Origin of the sequence: Algihabitans sp., from assembly GCF_965226985.1 — a bacterium.
GTDB lineage: Bacteria > Pseudomonadota > Alphaproteobacteria > Kiloniellales > DSM-21159 > Algihabitans.
In genome coordinates this window covers 3,889,425-3,904,417 of record NZ_OZ245712.1, presented here as the reverse complement: position 1 = coordinate 3,904,417, position 14,993 = coordinate 3,889,425, and the positions used below count along the sequence as shown (strand labels likewise).

Here is a 14,993-nt window from a genome sequence, read left to right as displayed (position 1 = left end):
CAAAAGCGCTCAGTCGCCCAAACGTTCCACCTGCGGATCGTGCTGCCGACGGTAGGTCTTGGCTCTCTCCGAGGCACTGACGGCGTAGCAGTAGCTGCAGCCGTGCGGGCAGGTGTCGTAGGCGCCGATGTCGCGGGATTCGGCGCAGAGACAGCCCGGCCGGTTCCCTTTGGTGCGGGCGGCGATCGGGCTTGCCATTCCCCAGGCGTTCGCGACATCCGACAAACGTTGAGCGTCGATACAGCGCGCCGGCTCGGGCCCGCCGAATAGGCCACCCTCGCCGAGCAGCTCCGGCTGGCTGCAGAGGCTGGCACTCAGGCCCCGCGAGCGCGCGATCTCAGACAGTTCGACCAGGAGCGTCCGCTTGTCCTCCTCTGGCGGGTCCTGCCAGGCAAAGCCGTGGCGCGCCGCCGCCTTGTCGGTGTTGCGCCTGGTCTTCGCATAGATCTGAGCGAAGGAGAGCACGACCTCGTCGACGACGTCGGCCAGCGCGTCAGCCAGCCGCGTGAAGGTCTCGCGATGCCAGGAGGGCGGCGTCAGATCTGTCGCAAAGACCGGATCGTAGCGCCAAACGGCAGTTCGGCCGCCCTGTTCGGCAACCAGCTTGCGAAGCTGATCGAGACCCCGCGCCTCCGGGATCACCGCCGGCTCCAAGGCACGCGGATAGCCGGTCAGCGTGAACTGAACGACGAAGGGCAACTTCAGCGCCCGGACCTCGTCCAAAGCCGGCCAGAAGGGATCGAGGTTGCGGGTCCAGAAGACGAAACCCTCGCAGTCCGGCGGCCGCAAGGAAACGAGGCTGTCGGAGCCGCCGTAGGGATTTCTAACCCGGACCTGGCCCGCTGCGAGACGCCGTCGGAACCAGTCGGCGTAGAAGGCCGGGATGTCGGTCCGATAGCTGGCGGAGACGATCACCAGAGCCTCGGCATCTACTCGCTGCGCTTCTTCTGCTCGCGGCTGCCGAGCCATCGGAAGAAGAGGTATCCAAGACCGCCACCGACTGCCAACCAGGTCCCGAAGAGAGAGACGGCCGGACTGCCCAGCAGCGTCTCGCCGACCAGTGCCAGCACGGCACCGACCATGACGTTGGCCACCATCAGTCCCAAAATCATGACGTAAACGCCGTCACCGGGCCGCATCCTCACCACTCCCTGCCTCGCCTCTTCTGAGATAAAAGTGGCGCGACGCCGGTTCGGGCGCAAGGCAAGCCGCCCGGAGCAGGATCGCGTCGGGCGAGATCGCCGAAGCGAAGCCGTCTCCGCTAGACCCGAGCGCGCTCTGGCGGGTTGCAGGCCACCTGCGACCGCTTATATACCCCCGGAAACGCGACGGTCTTTGGCAGTGCGCCGGAAACGCCATCTCCGGCCGGATCTTGCAGAGGACCCGACGCTTTCGAAACCTTCGAGGGACCCGAAAGGGCGGCGCTTTGTAAGGCCGCCCGCATGAGGTCTGCTGTTTTACGGAGAGCGAGACATGGCAAAAGTTATCGGTATCGACCTCGGCACCACCAACTCCTGCGTTGCCGTCATGGAAGGCAAGGAACCCAAGGTGCTCGAGAACGCCGAGGGCGCGCGCACCACGCCATCGATGGTGGCCTTCACCGAAAGCGGCGAACGCCTGGTCGGCCAGCCGGCGAAGCGCCAGGCGGTGACCAACCCAGAGAACAGCATCTTCGCGGTGAAGCGCCTGATCGGCCGCCGCTTCGAGGATCCGACGACCCGCAAGGACATGGATCTCGTGTCCTACGAGATCGTCAAGGCCGACAACGGCGACGCCTGGGTCAAGGCGCGCGGCGAGAACTACTCCCCCAGTCAGATTTCCGCCTTCATCCTGCAGAAGATGAAGGAATCGGCAGAGACCTATCTCGGCGAGACGGTCGAGAAGGCCGTCATCACCGTCCCGGCCTACTTCAACGACGCCCAGCGTCAGGCGACCAAGGATGCCGGCAAGATCGCCGGACTGGAGGTCCTGCGCATCATCAACGAGCCGACGGCTGCGGCCCTGGCGTATGGCCTGGACAAGAAGTCGAGCGGCACCATCGCGGTCTACGACCTGGGCGGCGGTACCTTCGACGTGTCGGTCCTGGAGATCGGCGACGGCGTCTTCGAGGTGAAGTCGACCAACGGCGACACCTTCCTGGGCGGCGAGGACTTCGACCAGACGGTGATCGACTATCTGGCCGACGAGTTCAAAAAGGAGCAGGGCATCGACCTGCGCCAGGACAAGCTGGCCCTTCAGCGCCTTAAGGAGGCCGCGGAGAAAGCCAAGATCGAGCTGTCCAGCGCGACCCAGACCGAGGTCAATCTACCCTTCATCACGGCGGATCAGTCCGGGCCCAAGCACCTCAACATCAAGCTGAGCCGTGCCAAGCTGGAGGCCCTGGTCGACTCCCTGATCCAGCGTACGATCGAGCCCTGCAAGGCGGCGCTGAAGGATGCCGGCATCTCGGCCGGAGAGATCGACGATGTGATCCTGGTCGGCGGCATGACCCGCATGCCGAAGGTGATCGAACGGGTGAAGGAGTTCTTCGGGCGCGAGCCGCACCGCGGCGTCAACCCCGACGAGGTCGTGGCCATGGGCGCGGCGATCCAGGCCGGCGTGCTGCAGGGCGACGTCAAGGACGTGCTGCTGCTGGACGTCACGCCGCTGTCCCTGGGCATCGAGACCCTGGGCGGCGTGATGACCAAGCTGATCGACCGCAACACCACGATCCCGACCAAGAAGTCCCAGGTCTTCTCGACCGCCGAGGACAACCAGACCGCCGTGACCATCCGCGTCTTCCAGGGCGAGCGCGAGATGGCCTCGGACAACAAGATGCTGGGCCAGTTCGACCTGGTCGGCATCCCGACGGCACCGCGCGGCGTGCCGCAGATCGAAGTCACCTTCGACATCGACGCCAACGGTATCGTCAACGTCGGCGCCAAGGACAAGGCGACGGGCAAGGAGCAGACCATTCGCATCCAGGCGTCGGGCGGCCTGTCCGACGACGAGATCGACCGCATGGTCAAGGACGCGGAGTCCCACGCCGCGGAAGACCAGAAGCGGCGTGAGCTGGTCGAGGCGCGCAACGCCGCCGACAGCCTGATCCATACCGTCGAGAAGACCCTCTCCGAGGGCGGCGACAAGATCCCGGCCGACCTGAAGGCGGAAACCGAAGGTGCTGTGACCGCGCTGAAGGACGTCAAGGACGGCGAGGATCTGGAAGCGATTAAGACCAAGACCGACGAGCTCGGCCAGATCTCCATGAAGGTCGGTCAGGCCATGTACCAGACTGAGCAGGGTCCCGACGGCGAGGCCGGAGCCGGCCCGGAGGCCGGAGCCCCGGGCGGCGGCGAAGGAGCAGGCGCTCAGGACGAGAGCGTCGTCGATGCCGACTTCGAGGAAGTCGACGACGACAAGAAGGGCAAGTCGGCGTAAGGGACGGGGCGGGCCCTAGAGGCACGCCCGGAGGCGGCACCGGAGCGCGGCTGAGCCCGACTCGCGGCGCCGCTCCTTTCGTTTGGGGGAGCGCCGAGCGTCACCTGCACCTTCGGGTGGCGAAGCGGCGGAGCGTGTTACGGCATTGGGCAATTCATGGCCAAGCGCGATTACTATGAAGTGCTGGGGGTCGACCGAAAGGCCTCCGCCGAAGAGCTCAAGAAGGCCTACCGAAAGCTGGCGATGAAATATCACCCGGACCGCAATCCGGGTGACAGCTCGGCCGAGCAACGCTTCAAGGAAGCGGCCGAGGCTTATACGGCATTGAAGGATGAGCAGTCGCGCGCCGCCTACGACCGTTTCGGGCATGCGGCCTTCGAGGGCGGCATGGGCGGTGGCGGCGGGGCCGGCGGCGCCCGAGGTGGGTTCGACTTCGGCGGCTTCGCCGATATCTTCGATGAGATGTTCGGCGAGTTCGCCGGCGCGGCGCGGCGCAGCGGACCGGCCCATGGCGCCGACTTGCGCTACAACCTGGAAATCGACCTGGAGGAGGCCTTCAGCGGCAAGCAGACGACGATCCGGGTCCCAACTTCGGTCACCTGCGACGTTTGCGATGGCACCGGTGCCGAACCCGGCACCAGTCCGAAGACCTGCCCAACTTGCGGCGGGCGCGGACGCATCCGCGCCCAACAGGGTTTCTTCACCATCGAGCGGACCTGTCCGACCTGCCAGGGCCGTGGGCAGATCATCGAGGATCCCTGCCGGGCCTGCGGCGGTATCGGAACCGTCCAGAAGGAAAAGACCCTGCAGGTCAACATTCCCGCCGGCGTCGAAGAAGGGACGCGCATCCGCTTGGCCGGTGAAGGCGAGGCCGGCGGGCGCGGCGGTCCGGCCGGCGACCTCTATATCTTTCTCTCGGTCGCGCCCCATCGCTTCTTCCAGCGCGACGGCGCCAACCTCTACTGCCGCGTGCCGATCCCCGTAACGACTGCCGCGCTCGGGGGCTCGATCGAAGTCCCCGCCATCGACGGTTCGCGCGCGAAGGTCTCGGTTCCCGAGGGCACTCAGTCGGGCACGCAGTTCCGGCTAAGGGGCAAGGGCATGCCGGTGCTGCGCTCGAAGGCGACCGGCGACCTCTACATTCAGGTTTCCGTCGAAGTTCCGCGCAATCTGACGAAGAAGCAGAAGGAACTGCTCAAGCAGTTCCAGGAGACCCACGAGGACAGCGGCGACACCCACCATCCCGAGTCCCACGGTTTCTTCGCCCGCGTGAAGGAATTCTTCGAAGATCTGACCGACTAGAGCGGTTTCTCTAGGGAACCAATCGATAGCCGCCGGGCTCGGTCACCAGGATTTCGGCATTCGAGGGATCGGCCTCGATCTTCTGGCGCAGCCGGTAGACGTGGGTCTCCAGCGTGTGGGTCGTGACGCCAGCGTTGTAACCCCAGACCTCGCCGAGCAACTGGTCGCGGCCGACCGTCTTGTCGCCGGCGCGAAAGAGGTACTTCAAGATCGCCGTTTCCTTCTCCGTCAAGCGGACCTTCTGCTGGTTCTCACCGTGAACCAGCAGCTTGGCTGCGGGACGGAAAGAGTAGGGGCCGATAGTGAAGACGGCGTCCTCGCTTTGCTCGTGCTGACGGAGTTGCGCGCGCAGGCGTGCCAGCAGAATGCCGAGACGGAAGGGTTTGCTGACGTAGTCGTTGGCACCGGAATCCAGGCCAAGAATGGTGTCGGCGTCGGAGTCCATCGCCGTCAGCATGATCACGGGCGACTTGACGCCGGCCCGGCGCATCAGGCGGCAAAGCTCGCGGCCGTCCATGTCGGGCAGGCCGACATCGAGCAGAATGGCATCGAAGTATTCGGCCTTCGCCTTTTCCAAGCCGTCCTGGCCATTGGCTGCCTCGACCGTCACGAACTCCTCATGCAGACGGAGCTGTTCGGCCAGCGAATCCCGCAGCGCGTCGTCGTCATCGACCAGAAGGATCTTCTTGGCTTGGGCGTTACTCATGGCTTCTCAATAAATCCGCAAGACCGACTGTGCAACCGACTAGAGCAGAAGCGCCGCCCAGATCGCAACTGGGCCCGCAGCTGGGGCCGCAGCTGAGACCCTCGTCGAGAGCGCAAAAGGGGCACAAGGTTTCCCCTCCGCCTATGAGGTAAATCACTCTCAGGTCCGACACTCACCCAAGCAGAAGAATGCCATCGGCTCGGCAACCGGCGTAGGGAAGTCCGGGTAGTCCTAAGCACGGGCCATGGCGACCATGCGTTCGAAGAGTGGGTCGCCGGGTCGGCCCAGGCGTTCTACCACGTTGAAGTGATGATCGCCGTCCAGCGTCATGCCCTCGCCCGATAGGCCCTGGGCTGTCCAGGCGTCCAGGAACACCCGCTGCTGCTCCTGAAATTCCTCCGGCTCCGTAGAACCGACGGCACAGAGCAATGCCGGTGCCGTTCGGGGCGACAAGCTGGCGATTAGGCGTTGCGGCGAAATCGCCGCGACCTGGGCCGCGTCCAACTGTAGGACCGGTTGCTGGTAGCTGTGGAGCATGAGTTCGAGTTCGTAGAGGCCGGACACCGAGACCAGGCCTTTCAAAAGGTCAGCGGGCAGGCCACGGGCGGGCCAGTCGGTCATCGCGGCCATCACCGCCAAGTGTGCGCCCGCGGAGTGGCCGGAGACGACGATCCGGGTCGGATCGAAACCCAGATCGCCCGCTCGCTCGTGGAGATAGCCCAAAGCTTTGCGTACTTGTTCGACCATCTCGGGAACCCGTGCAGCCGGCGCCAGGGTGTAGTTCAGGGAGGCGTAGGAAAGGCCCGTTTCCCGAAGCCCCCAAGCAAAGGAGTCGAAATCCGCCTTGTCGAGCGACTGCCAGTAGCCGCCATGCACGAAGACGACCAGAGGCGCGCCCGGCGTCGCTGCGGGGAAGTAGTCCAGCGTTTCCAAGGCCGTCGGTCCGAAGCTTAGATCCAGCCTAGCGTCTGGGAACTCGGCCCGCACGCGGCGGCCTTCCTCGGCCCAGCGAGCAAAGTGGTCCACATGTTCGGGCGTCCGCTCGCGCAGGTTCAGTTGTTGATTGAGCTCTTCCTGATCGTAGTGACGCCACAGGATTTCCCCCATCCGTCCGTTCCTCCCTCCAGATGATCTCGGTTCCGCCGCCGAGGCCGCTTTTCCCAAGCATGTCATGGGAGAAGCTTTGCCAGAAGCGGCTGGAGGCCTATCTTTAAGTTGTTGCCGGCACCTTCCGCCCGGCTAGCGATCCTCGACACAAGCGATTGCCATGAGCGACCTGTACGCGACAAGTCAAAGCTATGCCCCCGGTACGTTAGAAGATGTCGATCGCGCTCTTTCCGAGCTGCGGCGCGGCTGGCCCGTCGTTCTGCGCGACGGCGCCGGGACCGCGCTGTTGATTCTGGCGGCGGAGGCCGCCAGCGACGAACGTCTGCGTCTACTGGACCGACATGGGGAGAGCCCGCGCAGACTGGTGGTGACGGGTCCCAGAGCGCAAGCGCTCGATCTGACGAAGGGGGCGGCGGAGGGCCCCGTCCGGCTGCCGGCCGACAGTCTGTCGGCCGGGACGATTTCCGCTCTGGCCGACCCGACGGCGATTGCCCGTCCAGTCACGAAGACGACGCCTGCCATCGCGCGCGCCACCGATCTGGAAGTCTCCGCGATCGAACTGGTGAAGCTTGCCCGCCTGCTGCCGGCGGTCCTGGTGGTCGATGCGAGCGCGGGCGAGACGCCGGAGGAGTGGGGGGCTAAGAGGGGTTTCCTCAGTGTCGCAGCTCAGGAGGTGGCGGCTTACAGCACCGCTGCCGCACTGTCCCTGACCAAGGTTGCCGAAGCGGCCGTTCCGCTGAGCGATGCCGAAGACACCCGCATTCTGGCCTTCCGGCCAGCCGATGGCGGCATCGAGCACCTGGCGATCGTCATCGGCCAGCCCGACACCAGCCAGCCGGTCCTGGTGCGACTGCACTCAGAATGCTTCACGGGGGATTTGCTCGGCTCCTTGCGGTGCGATTGCGGCGATCAGTTGCGTGGGGCGATTCAGGCCATCGCGGCGGCGGGGTCCGGCGTGCTGCTCTACCTCGCACAAGAAGGCCGTGGCATTGGGCTGGTCAACAAGTTGCGCGCCTATACCCTGCAGGATCGCGGCGCCGACACCCACGAAGCCAATCTGCAGCTTGGCTTCGACGCCGACGAACGGGTCTACCTGCCGGCCGCAGAGATGCTGCGCCAACTGGGAGTGCAGCAGGTCAGGCTGCTGACCAACAATCCTGAGAAGATGGAGCAGCTCGCACGCTGGCGGATCGCCGTGACCGAGCGTGTGCCGCACAGCTTTCCCTCGAACGGTCACAACGAGGCCTATCTCGCGACCAAGGTCGAGAAATTCGGGCATTTGTTGTAGTTGGCTTCTGCCGACGGGCAGAAACTGCCCAGCACCGCCGGGCGGCGATAGGGTTGCAGCCGCCCGAAACCGGCGGCATTTCCGGGTCTTTTAGGATGGCACGGCCTTTGCTTTTACAGGCGCATCATGAGCGCCACCGACTACGATCCCTTCATCGCCCCGAAAGTCGGCCACCTTCAGGAGGCCGCAGCCCAGACCCGTCGTGCCGGGAGCGCAGGGGAGGAGGCCGACTTCTCCTTCGGTGACCTGCTCGACATCTTCAATCCGCTCCAGCACATCCCGATCGTCGGCAATATCTATCGCGAATTGACTGGCGACGAGATCAAGGGGACCGCGCGTATCGTCGGCGGCGGCCTCTTCGGCGGGCCGATGGGGATGATCGGCGCTGCCTTCAACCAGATCTTCGAGGATGCCACCGGGCGCGACATGGCGGAAACAGCCTTGGCCGCGGCGACCGGACAGGAGCTTGGCGGCCCGCCCGGCCAGGATCTCGCGGCGGCATCGCCCCAAGAGACGCGCGAAGATGTCGGAGCGGACGCGGTGGCGACGGCGACTCCGGGCGCTGCGGATGCTCTGGCGGCCGTGCCGGCAGCGGCACCGGTCGGCCACGTCGATGCCGAAGGCGAGACAGGCGCAGACACGGTAGCGGCCGACACCGATCTGCTTGTCGGCCAAGCCGCCCTTTCCGCTCTGGCCGCCGACCTGCGCGCCACCGCACGGCCGGGGGCGGAACCTCAGGGCCGGACGCCGGAGGCGGTTGCGCCGTCCCCCGCACTTCAACAGCTTTCGAGCCGCCCGAGCGGCGCACCGGGCAGCTTCATGCCGGTCTCCGCCCGCGACTTTGCCGGACCGCGTCCGCAGACATCGCCTCTTTCCGCGCCGACACCACCGTCGCGTTCCCTGGAGGAAACGGCGGAGAAGGCCACCACCGAGACCGATGCCACACGCTTGCCGATAGCTCCGCCGCCTAGCGCAGCAGGGTCCGGTGGACCCGCGCCTGCTCTTGCTGCAGGCAATCCCTTTCTGATGCCCGCCGCGACAAGCGACGCCGATTTCGCCGACCGCATGATGGAAGCGCTGATCAAGTACGAGGCTCTGAGCAAGGAGCAGGCGAAGGCCGCCAGCCAGCCCGCGACGCGAGGCTGACCGACAGCCGTCCGGTGATGGAACACCCGCGCCGGAGCATGCTAGAGCATTCGGCTATGGATCTGATCGTTGAGCGAAAGGGTAACGGCTGGACCGCCAGCTGGAGCGGTGAAGCCTTTCGCTGCGCCGTCGGGCGTGGCGGTCTTGTCTCGGCTTTAGCCAAACGGGAGGGCGACGGGGCCACACCGCTGGGTGCCTGGTCACTCGAGCGGCTGTTCTGGCGTCCCGACCGTGGATCGCTGCCAGCGACGGGGCTACCCTCTCAGCCGATCGCTCCGAACGACGGCTGGTGCGACGCACCGCTGGACCCAGACTACAACCGACTGATCCAGAGCCCCTTTGCGCCGTCCCATGAGACGCTTTGGCGGGCCGACGAACTTTACGACCTGCTGGTGGTTCTGAACCACAACCGTGCACCGGCCGTGCCTTTCGCCGGCTCGGCGATCTTCCTTCACTGCGCGAAGCCGGGCTATCCACCGACCGCCGGCTGCGTGGCATTGGCCCGTCAGGATCTGGAACGGGTTCTAGCCGACGCGCGCCTTGGCGACCGGGTCGTCGTTCGCGGCTAAGCCCGACCTCGACAGCGGTTCGCGATCAGTCGGTTCTGTCTCGCTTCAGCTCGGCCACCTCGCGGCGTAGAGCCCGCAGTTCCTGAAACAGGCGTTCGCTGTCCGCGGCGCGGGCGCGGTCTTCGGCGGCGGCGACCTCGTCGGCCTCCGACTGATGCTGGCTTTGCATGGCATCGACGATTATGCCGATGAAAAGGTTTAAGACGGTGAAGCTGGTGACCAGGATGAAGGGCACGAAGAAGGCCCAGGCGAAGGGAAAGATCTCCATCACCGGCCGCACGATCCCCATCGACCAGGATTCCAGCGTCATGATCTGGAACAGCGAGTAGGCGGACGCACCGATCGTGCCGAACCACTCGGGAAAGGCCGCCCCGAACAGCTTGGTCGCCATCACCGAGAAGACGTAATAGACGAGGGCCAAGAGGGCGACGATGGATCCCATTCCGGGAATCGCCCGCAACAAGGCCGTCACCACGCGGCGCATCGACGGCACGGCAGAAATCAGACGGAGCACGCGCAGAATGCGCAGCGCCCGCAGAACCGACAGGTTGCCGGTTGCGGGCATCCAGGCGATGCCGATCACCAGGATATCGAAGATGTTCCAGGGATCCTTGTGGATGCGGGTGCGATAGACGACCAGCTTGACCAGGATCTCCGCCGTGAAGATCAGTAGCAAGGTACGGTCGAGCGCCATCAGAACGTCGCCGGCGACCGCCATCGCCCGTTCGCTGGTTTCCAGACCCAGGGTGACGGCGTTCAGCGCGATCAAACCGGCGATGACCTTCTGAGCGGTGGCGCTTTCGATCACGGCCTGAAGCCGACCGATCATGCCGGTCTGGCGCGGAGAAATCCGCCTGACACCGTCGTCCGACGTTTTGACTCCGGCCGTTTCGTCTTGCGCCGCCATCCAAACTCCCCTTGCTTCGAAGCGATTAGATGCCGCGCCGCAGCAAAGGGATCAAGGGGAGGCTGTGCCAGTACGGAGTGAACACCCCGTCCTCGCGTATCGCGAGCAAGCAAGCAGGGCCTGACCGCGCGATCCGACCAGATCGCCTTTGCGCAGGGTTGCACAGCGGCTCGACGAGCCACGACTGCACTCGGCTGGACTGCAAGGATTTTTGACAGTCGAGGATCCCGGATCGGCCCGGGCTATCGCCTTTTTGTTACCGCACGTGCTTTGAATTTCGAGTTTGGAGCCAACACATCCTGAGGGTGTTGGGCCGCTTTGCAAGGGCAGGGTTTGGCGTCTCGCACAGGTCGAAACCCGTGCTGAAAATGGAGATCGCCATGCAAGATCGTTCCTCTCGAGACCTTCGAAGCGCAGCCGGCCGAAGCGCAGCCGGCCGAAGCGCAGCCGGCCGAAGCGCAGCCGGCCGCCGCAGCTGGAAGGCACCGCTTTTGATCGCGGGCGCCCTGCTCTTTGCCCTGACCGCCTGCGAGAGCCTTCCGCGCAACGACAACTGGTCGATGTTCGATCGGGAGCAACCGTCGCGCGCCGGTTCCTGACGCGCGCACAATTTTGGATGAGCGACGTTGGCCGGGGGCACTGTTGCCTCCGGCCAATTCTTTACGGGATCCGACGGCTATGAGAACAGCCGGTCCTTAGTAAACAGCTTCGATTTTGAGAAGGAAGACGCGGTTGGGGCTTTGCTTGCCGCGAAGCAAGGCGATCCGACGAACTGAACCCTCGGACCGGCGAGACAGGGCAGGAGCCGGTGCCGAGGGTCCCCCGGCGCCAAGGGGGGCTTGGGACGCCGGGTTTCGTCGCTTGTCGGACGGAAGCGCGTCGGTGGGGGTTAACCTCGGCGATCTCGTCTTGATTAGGAAATTAAGTGTCTGGCGGACGGCCAACTATGAAGCTCTTCACAGCTTCAGGCCTTGCCGGGCATCGCGGCGAGACGACGTCTCAGCGTTCCATCCGTCACCGCCACCGCAGAAGACCAACGGGCGAACCAGGCGGTGGCTCGCCTCAGCTTCTCCAGACGACGGGGAAGAGATCGCAGTCGAGCGGCGCGTCGGGCTCGAGACCGGGATCGCGCAGCATCTTCTGAAGGTTCGGCCGGGGATTGTAGGTCGCCCCGTCTCCTGCAAATCGTTGGATGTAGGCGCGCCGACTCAGGTCCGCCCGGCCGTTGGGGGGTGCACCGTGCAGGGTCAGGCCGTGATGCAGGGTGATGTCCCCAGGCGCCAAGTCGAAGGAGACGATGTCATAGTCCTCGCGCTGGCCATCGATGTCCGGGACCGGCGGCAGGTCTTCTTCGTACTGCTGGTTCGGATCGAAACTGACCGCCTTAAATCGCTTGCCCCAGCGATGGGACCCCTTGACGTATTCCACCGCACCGCTGTCGTAGGTCACCGGGTCGAGCGCAAGCCAGAGCGTGCAGACGCGATCGCCCGCGACCGGCCAGTAGGGCGCGTCGTGGTGCCACAAGGTCGGTGTCGAGGTGTTCGGTTCCTTCACCAGGATCTGATCGAACAGAAGATTGATCTTGGAGGCCTCCATTGCCTGGGCCGCGAGCGCGGCGCCCGGCCCCTCGAAGACTGCACGTCGGAAACCCTCGATATGATGGCAGACGAAGGTATCGCCGAAGAAGAAGCCGCTGGCGCCTTTGGCATTGATGTCCTTCACCATGCCGGAGGGATTGGCCATGCTCTCCGCCACCAGCGCGCGCAGCTCGTCTATCCAACCCGCATCGAAGGCGCTACGCACACAGACCACGCCATCGCGCCGATAGGTCTCGACTTCCTCGTCCGTCAGGCTGCGTGAGGGCGGAATTCCGAGCGGGCTTTCAGACCTCTGTCCTTCCGGCATCAGACATCCTCTCAAATCGTATCCGATGCTGAAGCTTACGCCGGGTCGCCCGGGATCGCTACCGTTCACCCCTGCGTTGTCGAGCTACACGACATCCCGAGGGCTGCGGCACGATTTATGCCGGTTTCGGCCGTTCGCCGAAGATGGCGCTGCCGACCCTTACCGAGGTCGCGCCGAGCATCACGGCTGTCTGGTAGTCGCCGCTCATGCCCATGGAGAGCTTCGGAAGCTGCAAGTCCTGAGACAGGCGTTTGAGAAGACCGAAGTGGACCGCCGGCGGATCTTCGACCGGCGGAATGCACATCAGACCGACCACCGGCAGCCCCAACTCGTCCCGCGCCAAGCGCAGTAAGTCAGCCGCCTGCGCCAACTCGCATCCGGCCTTCTGCGTCTCGTCGCCCGTGTTGACCTGAATGTAGAGCTGTGGACAGCGACCCTGCTTGTCGCGCTCCTTTGCCAGCGCTCTTGCCAACTTTTCCCGATCCAGGGTTTCGATGACGTCGAACAGTGCGACGGCATCACCCGCTTTGTTGGTCTGCAGCGGGCCGATCAGATGTAGCTGCAGATCGGAATAGCGGTCCTTGAGAGCGGGATACTTGGACTGAGCCTCCTGTACGCGGTTTTCGCCGAAAACGCGCTGACCGGCAGCATAAGCAGCCTCGACGGCGGAAGGTCCGTAGGTCTTGGCGACGGCGACCAGGGCGACGTCGTCCCTGCTCCGGCCAGCTTCGCGCGCCGTCAACGAGATCGTCTCGCGCACCTGGGCCAAGCGTTCGCTGATAGCAGGACAAGTGGGATTCCAGCTTTGGGTCATCTGTTTGCCGATAGCACGCGGCACGGCGCGGCGCCAGACAAGCAGCGAAAGTTAGAGCCGAAAGCGGATCGCTTTACCAAGGCGATTCCAACGGACGACATCCTACTCTAGACTGCGCGCCATCATGATGCTGCAACTCGACAATCTGCTGACCAGGACCGAGGTCGCGCGCGTTCGCGAAACCTTGGCCCGTGCGCCCTACGAAGCGGGAACGACCTCCGGCAAGGAAACGCTCAAGAACAACCTGCAAGCCGACAAGGGCAATCAGGAGGTTCAGGTTGCCACGCGCGCGGTTCTGAATCGCATGTTCGCCCGAGCGGAATTCACCGGTTTCGCCATGCCGCGCAACGTCACGCTGATGTTCAATCGCTACGACGTGGGCATGACTTACAAGGACCATATGGACGCCGCACTGATGGGGCCGAGTCAGGCCCAGGCCCTGCGCGCCGACCTATCCTTCACCGTGTTCCTGACGGATCCCGACGAGTACGAGGGCGGGGACTTCGTCCTGCAAAGCCCCTTCGGCGAACAACGAATCAAGGCGCCGGCCGGCAGCTTCATGTGCTATCCCTCGGACATGCTGCACCGGGTCGATCCGGTCACGCAGGGGACCCGCTGGGCGGCCGTCGGCTGGATACAGTCCTTCCTGCGAGAGCCGCGCCAGCGCGCCGTCATCACCCAGCTCGAAGACCTGCGCCGACGTCTCGTTCACGACTATCCAGACTCCCCCTATCCCGAGGAGTTCGCCCAGATCCATCAGAATTTGCTGCGCATGTGGGCAGAGATTTAACGTCGATCCACAGGTCGAAGATCATTCCGCTATATCAACGATCACCGGAACATGATCGCTGGGTCGCTCCCAGGCTCGGGCTTCTTTGAAAATAGTTAGATTTTCCAGGCGCTTGCTCATCTGCTGAGTGGCCCAGATGTGATCGAGGCGCCAGCCGTAGTCTCGTTCGAAGGCTGCCGCGAAGCGGTAGCCCCACCAGGTGTAGAGCGGTTCCGTTTCGGGAACGAAATGACGTCCGACATCGATGAAGTGTCCTGCCTCGATGACCGCGCCCATCGCCTCCGACTCCCCTGGCGTGTGACCGACGCTTCGAAGCAACTTCTTGTGATTCCAGACATCTTTCTCAAGAGGGGCAACGTTCAGATCGCCAAGCAGAAGCAGGGGCCGACTCTTTGCTTCGGCTGCCGCCCACTGCTTCATCTCTTCGAGGAAGCTCAGTTTGTGGGCAAACTTGTCGTTTCGTTCCGGATCCGGAATAGGGCCGCCGGACGGAACGTAGAAGCAGTGGATGTCCACGCCTGCAACCCGCGCCCAGATATGGCGCTTGTCATCTTTGCCGCACCAGATCTGGCGACCGTGTTCTTCGATCGGCCGCCGCGAGGCCAGCGCCACACCGTTGTAGGACTTCTGACCGCAGATCAGCAGCTCGCTGTAGCCTAAGGCCTTGATATCGTTCTCAGGAAAAGATCCGTCTGCGACCTTGGTTTCCTGCAGACAGATCACATCCGGGCGGTGGGACTGATCGAATCGTGCCAAGTGATCCAACCGCTGACGCAGAGAGTTGACGTTCCAGGTCACGACGCGCAGAGGCATGAGGCTGATCGTTCCGTTTTCGAGATGAAATCTGGTTCCACCCTAGCCCAGGTGCGCGGCGCTGCGGAAGCACACGCCATGGGGATAGAAACAGAACTTTGTCAGACCGCAGTCAGACGTCCCGCAGGCTATCCACCGATATCTTGCGCTGGGCGTTTCCTGCTCACCAGAGCCAAGTACAAGGTGATGAAAGCCCGAACTCTCAGCTCACGACCAAAAAGGATCCGCT

At 64.2% G+C, this 14,993-nt stretch carries 14 protein-coding genes; 6 read left to right on the top strand and 8 right to left on the bottom strand.

The annotated features are described in order from the left end of the window. Positions 1 to 9: 9 nt before the first annotated feature. Together ACO054_RS17885 and ACO054_RS17880 are read right to left on the bottom strand one after the other, a co-directional pair. Positions 10 to 969 carry a DUF1848 domain-containing protein gene (locus tag ACO054_RS17885; RefSeq protein ID WP_421707941.1) on the bottom strand — a complete coding sequence of 320 codons (960 nt, stop codon included), beginning with the start codon at positions 967 to 969 and terminating at the stop codon, positions 10 to 12. Beyond that, a complete protein-coding gene (locus tag ACO054_RS17880; protein WP_421707940.1) occupies positions 930 to 1,139 on the bottom strand; it encodes a hypothetical protein in 210 nt (69 codons plus the stop codon). The genes ACO054_RS17885 and ACO054_RS17880 overlap by 40 nt, the downstream gene beginning before the upstream one ends. A 334-nt stretch (positions 1,140 to 1,473) precedes the next feature. On the opposite strand from ACO054_RS17880, the gene dnaK reads away from it, so the two are divergent. Continuing rightward, positions 1,474 to 3,417 carry a molecular chaperone DnaK gene (gene dnaK, locus ACO054_RS17875; protein ID WP_421707939.1) on the top strand — a complete coding sequence of 648 codons (1,944 nt, stop codon included), beginning with the start codon at positions 1,474 to 1,476 and terminating at the stop codon, positions 3,415 to 3,417. 156 nt (positions 3,418 to 3,573) lie between these two features. Continuing rightward, positions 3,574 to 4,719 carry a molecular chaperone DnaJ gene (gene dnaJ, locus ACO054_RS17870; protein WP_421707938.1) on the top strand — a complete coding sequence of 382 codons (1,146 nt, stop codon included), beginning with the start codon at positions 3,574 to 3,576 and terminating at the stop codon, positions 4,717 to 4,719. A gap of 10 nt (positions 4,720 to 4,729) precedes the next feature. On the opposite strand, the gene ACO054_RS17865 is transcribed toward dnaJ, so the two are convergent. Both ACO054_RS17865 and ACO054_RS17860 read right to left on the bottom strand, forming a co-directional pair. Continuing rightward, a complete protein-coding gene (locus tag ACO054_RS17865) occupies positions 4,730 to 5,425 on the bottom strand; it encodes a response regulator transcription factor (RefSeq protein ID WP_119167348.1) in 696 nt (231 codons plus the stop codon). Between the two features lie 231 nt (positions 5,426 to 5,656). Beyond that, a complete protein-coding gene (locus ACO054_RS17860; protein ID WP_421707937.1) occupies positions 5,657 to 6,532 on the bottom strand; it encodes an alpha/beta hydrolase in 876 nt (291 codons plus the stop codon). A gap of 160 nt (positions 6,533 to 6,692) precedes the next feature. On the opposite strand from ACO054_RS17860, the gene ribA reads away from it, so the two are divergent. From ribA to ACO054_RS17845, 3 genes are all read left to right on the top strand, one after another. Then, positions 6,693 to 7,820 carry a GTP cyclohydrolase II gene (gene ribA / locus ACO054_RS17855; RefSeq protein ID WP_421707936.1) on the top strand — a complete coding sequence of 376 codons (1,128 nt, stop codon included), beginning with the start codon at positions 6,693 to 6,695 and terminating at the stop codon, positions 7,818 to 7,820. A 126-nt stretch (positions 7,821 to 7,946) separates the two neighbouring features. Next, positions 7,947 to 8,966 carry a hypothetical protein gene (locus tag ACO054_RS17850; RefSeq protein WP_421707935.1) on the top strand — a complete coding sequence of 340 codons (1,020 nt, stop codon included), beginning with the start codon at positions 7,947 to 7,949 and terminating at the stop codon, positions 8,964 to 8,966. Positions 8,967 to 9,022: 56 nt separating this feature from the next. Continuing rightward, positions 9,023 to 9,535, top strand: coding sequence for a L,D-transpeptidase family protein (locus ACO054_RS17845; RefSeq protein WP_421707934.1), 513 nt, complete (start codon positions 9,023 to 9,025; stop codon positions 9,533 to 9,535). 25 nt (positions 9,536 to 9,560) lie between these two features. On the opposite strand, the gene ACO054_RS17840 is transcribed toward ACO054_RS17845, so the two are convergent. The 3 genes from ACO054_RS17840 to ACO054_RS17830 all read right to left on the bottom strand — a co-directional run bounded on the left by ACO054_RS17840 (position 9,561) and on the right by ACO054_RS17830 (position 13,161). Continuing rightward, positions 9,561 to 10,442: an ion transporter gene (locus tag ACO054_RS17840; RefSeq protein ID WP_421707933.1), complete on the bottom strand. Its 882-nt coding sequence runs from the start codon at positions 10,440 to 10,442 to the stop codon at positions 9,561 to 9,563. 1,062 nt (positions 10,443 to 11,504) lie between these two features. Beyond that, positions 11,505 to 12,347, bottom strand: coding sequence for a phytanoyl-CoA dioxygenase family protein (locus tag ACO054_RS17835; RefSeq protein WP_421707932.1), 843 nt, complete (start codon positions 12,345 to 12,347; stop codon positions 11,505 to 11,507). Positions 12,348 to 12,462: 115 nt separating this feature from the next. Next, complete coding sequence (locus ACO054_RS17830; protein ID WP_421707931.1) at positions 12,463 to 13,161, bottom strand: YggS family pyridoxal phosphate-dependent enzyme; 699 nt, start codon at positions 13,159 to 13,161, stop codon at positions 12,463 to 12,465. A gap of 124 nt (positions 13,162 to 13,285) precedes the next feature. On the opposite strand from ACO054_RS17830, the gene ACO054_RS17825 reads away from it, so the two are divergent. Further along, positions 13,286 to 13,951, top strand: a complete 666-nt coding sequence (locus ACO054_RS17825) for a Fe2+-dependent dioxygenase (protein ID WP_421707930.1) — start codon at positions 13,286 to 13,288, stop codon at positions 13,949 to 13,951. A gap of 21 nt (positions 13,952 to 13,972) precedes the next feature. Here the strand turns inward: ACO054_RS17825 and xth are convergent, their stop codons facing one another. Further along, entirely contained in the window at positions 13,973 to 14,764 is a 792-nt protein-coding gene (xth, locus tag ACO054_RS17820) for an exodeoxyribonuclease III (RefSeq protein WP_421707929.1), read from the bottom strand. Between the last annotated feature and the right edge of the window lie 229 nt (positions 14,765 to 14,993).

What these genes read in the sequence shown, in the direction of transcription:
- ACO054_RS17885 (WP_421707941.1), bottom strand. Translation starts at nt 969, where the DNA reads ATGGCTCGGCAGCCGCGAGCAGAAGAAGCGCAGCGAGTAGATGCCGAG.
- ACO054_RS17880 (WP_421707940.1), bottom strand. Translation starts at nt 1,139, where the DNA reads ATGCGGCCCGGTGACGGCGTTTACGTCATGATTTTGGGACTGATGGTG.
- dnaK (WP_421707939.1), top strand. Translation starts at nt 1,474, where the DNA reads ATGGCAAAAGTTATCGGTATCGACCTCGGCACCACCAACTCCTGCGTT.
- dnaJ (WP_421707938.1), top strand. Translation starts at nt 3,574, where the DNA reads ATGGCCAAGCGCGATTACTATGAAGTGCTGGGGGTCGACCGAAAGGCC.
- ACO054_RS17865 (WP_119167348.1), bottom strand. Translation starts at nt 5,425, where the DNA reads ATGAGTAACGCCCAAGCCAAGAAGATCCTTCTGGTCGATGACGACGAC.
- ACO054_RS17860 (WP_421707937.1), bottom strand. Translation starts at nt 6,532, where the DNA reads ATGGGGGAAATCCTGTGGCGTCACTACGATCAGGAAGAGCTCAATCAA.
- ribA (WP_421707936.1), top strand. Translation starts at nt 6,693, where the DNA reads ATGAGCGACCTGTACGCGACAAGTCAAAGCTATGCCCCCGGTACGTTA.
- ACO054_RS17850 (WP_421707935.1), top strand. Translation starts at nt 7,947, where the DNA reads ATGAGCGCCACCGACTACGATCCCTTCATCGCCCCGAAAGTCGGCCAC.
- ACO054_RS17845 (WP_421707934.1), top strand. Translation starts at nt 9,023, where the DNA reads ATGGATCTGATCGTTGAGCGAAAGGGTAACGGCTGGACCGCCAGCTGG.
- ACO054_RS17840 (WP_421707933.1), bottom strand. Translation starts at nt 10,442, where the DNA reads ATGGCGGCGCAAGACGAAACGGCCGGAGTCAAAACGTCGGACGACGGT.
- ACO054_RS17835 (WP_421707932.1), bottom strand. Translation starts at nt 12,347, where the DNA reads ATGCCGGAAGGACAGAGGTCTGAAAGCCCGCTCGGAATTCCGCCCTCA.
- ACO054_RS17830 (WP_421707931.1), bottom strand. Translation starts at nt 13,161, where the DNA reads ATGACCCAAAGCTGGAATCCCACTTGTCCTGCTATCAGCGAACGCTTG.
- ACO054_RS17825 (WP_421707930.1), top strand. Translation starts at nt 13,286, where the DNA reads ATGATGCTGCAACTCGACAATCTGCTGACCAGGACCGAGGTCGCGCGC.
- xth (WP_421707929.1), bottom strand. Translation starts at nt 14,764, where the DNA reads ATGCCTCTGCGCGTCGTGACCTGGAACGTCAACTCTCTGCGTCAGCGG.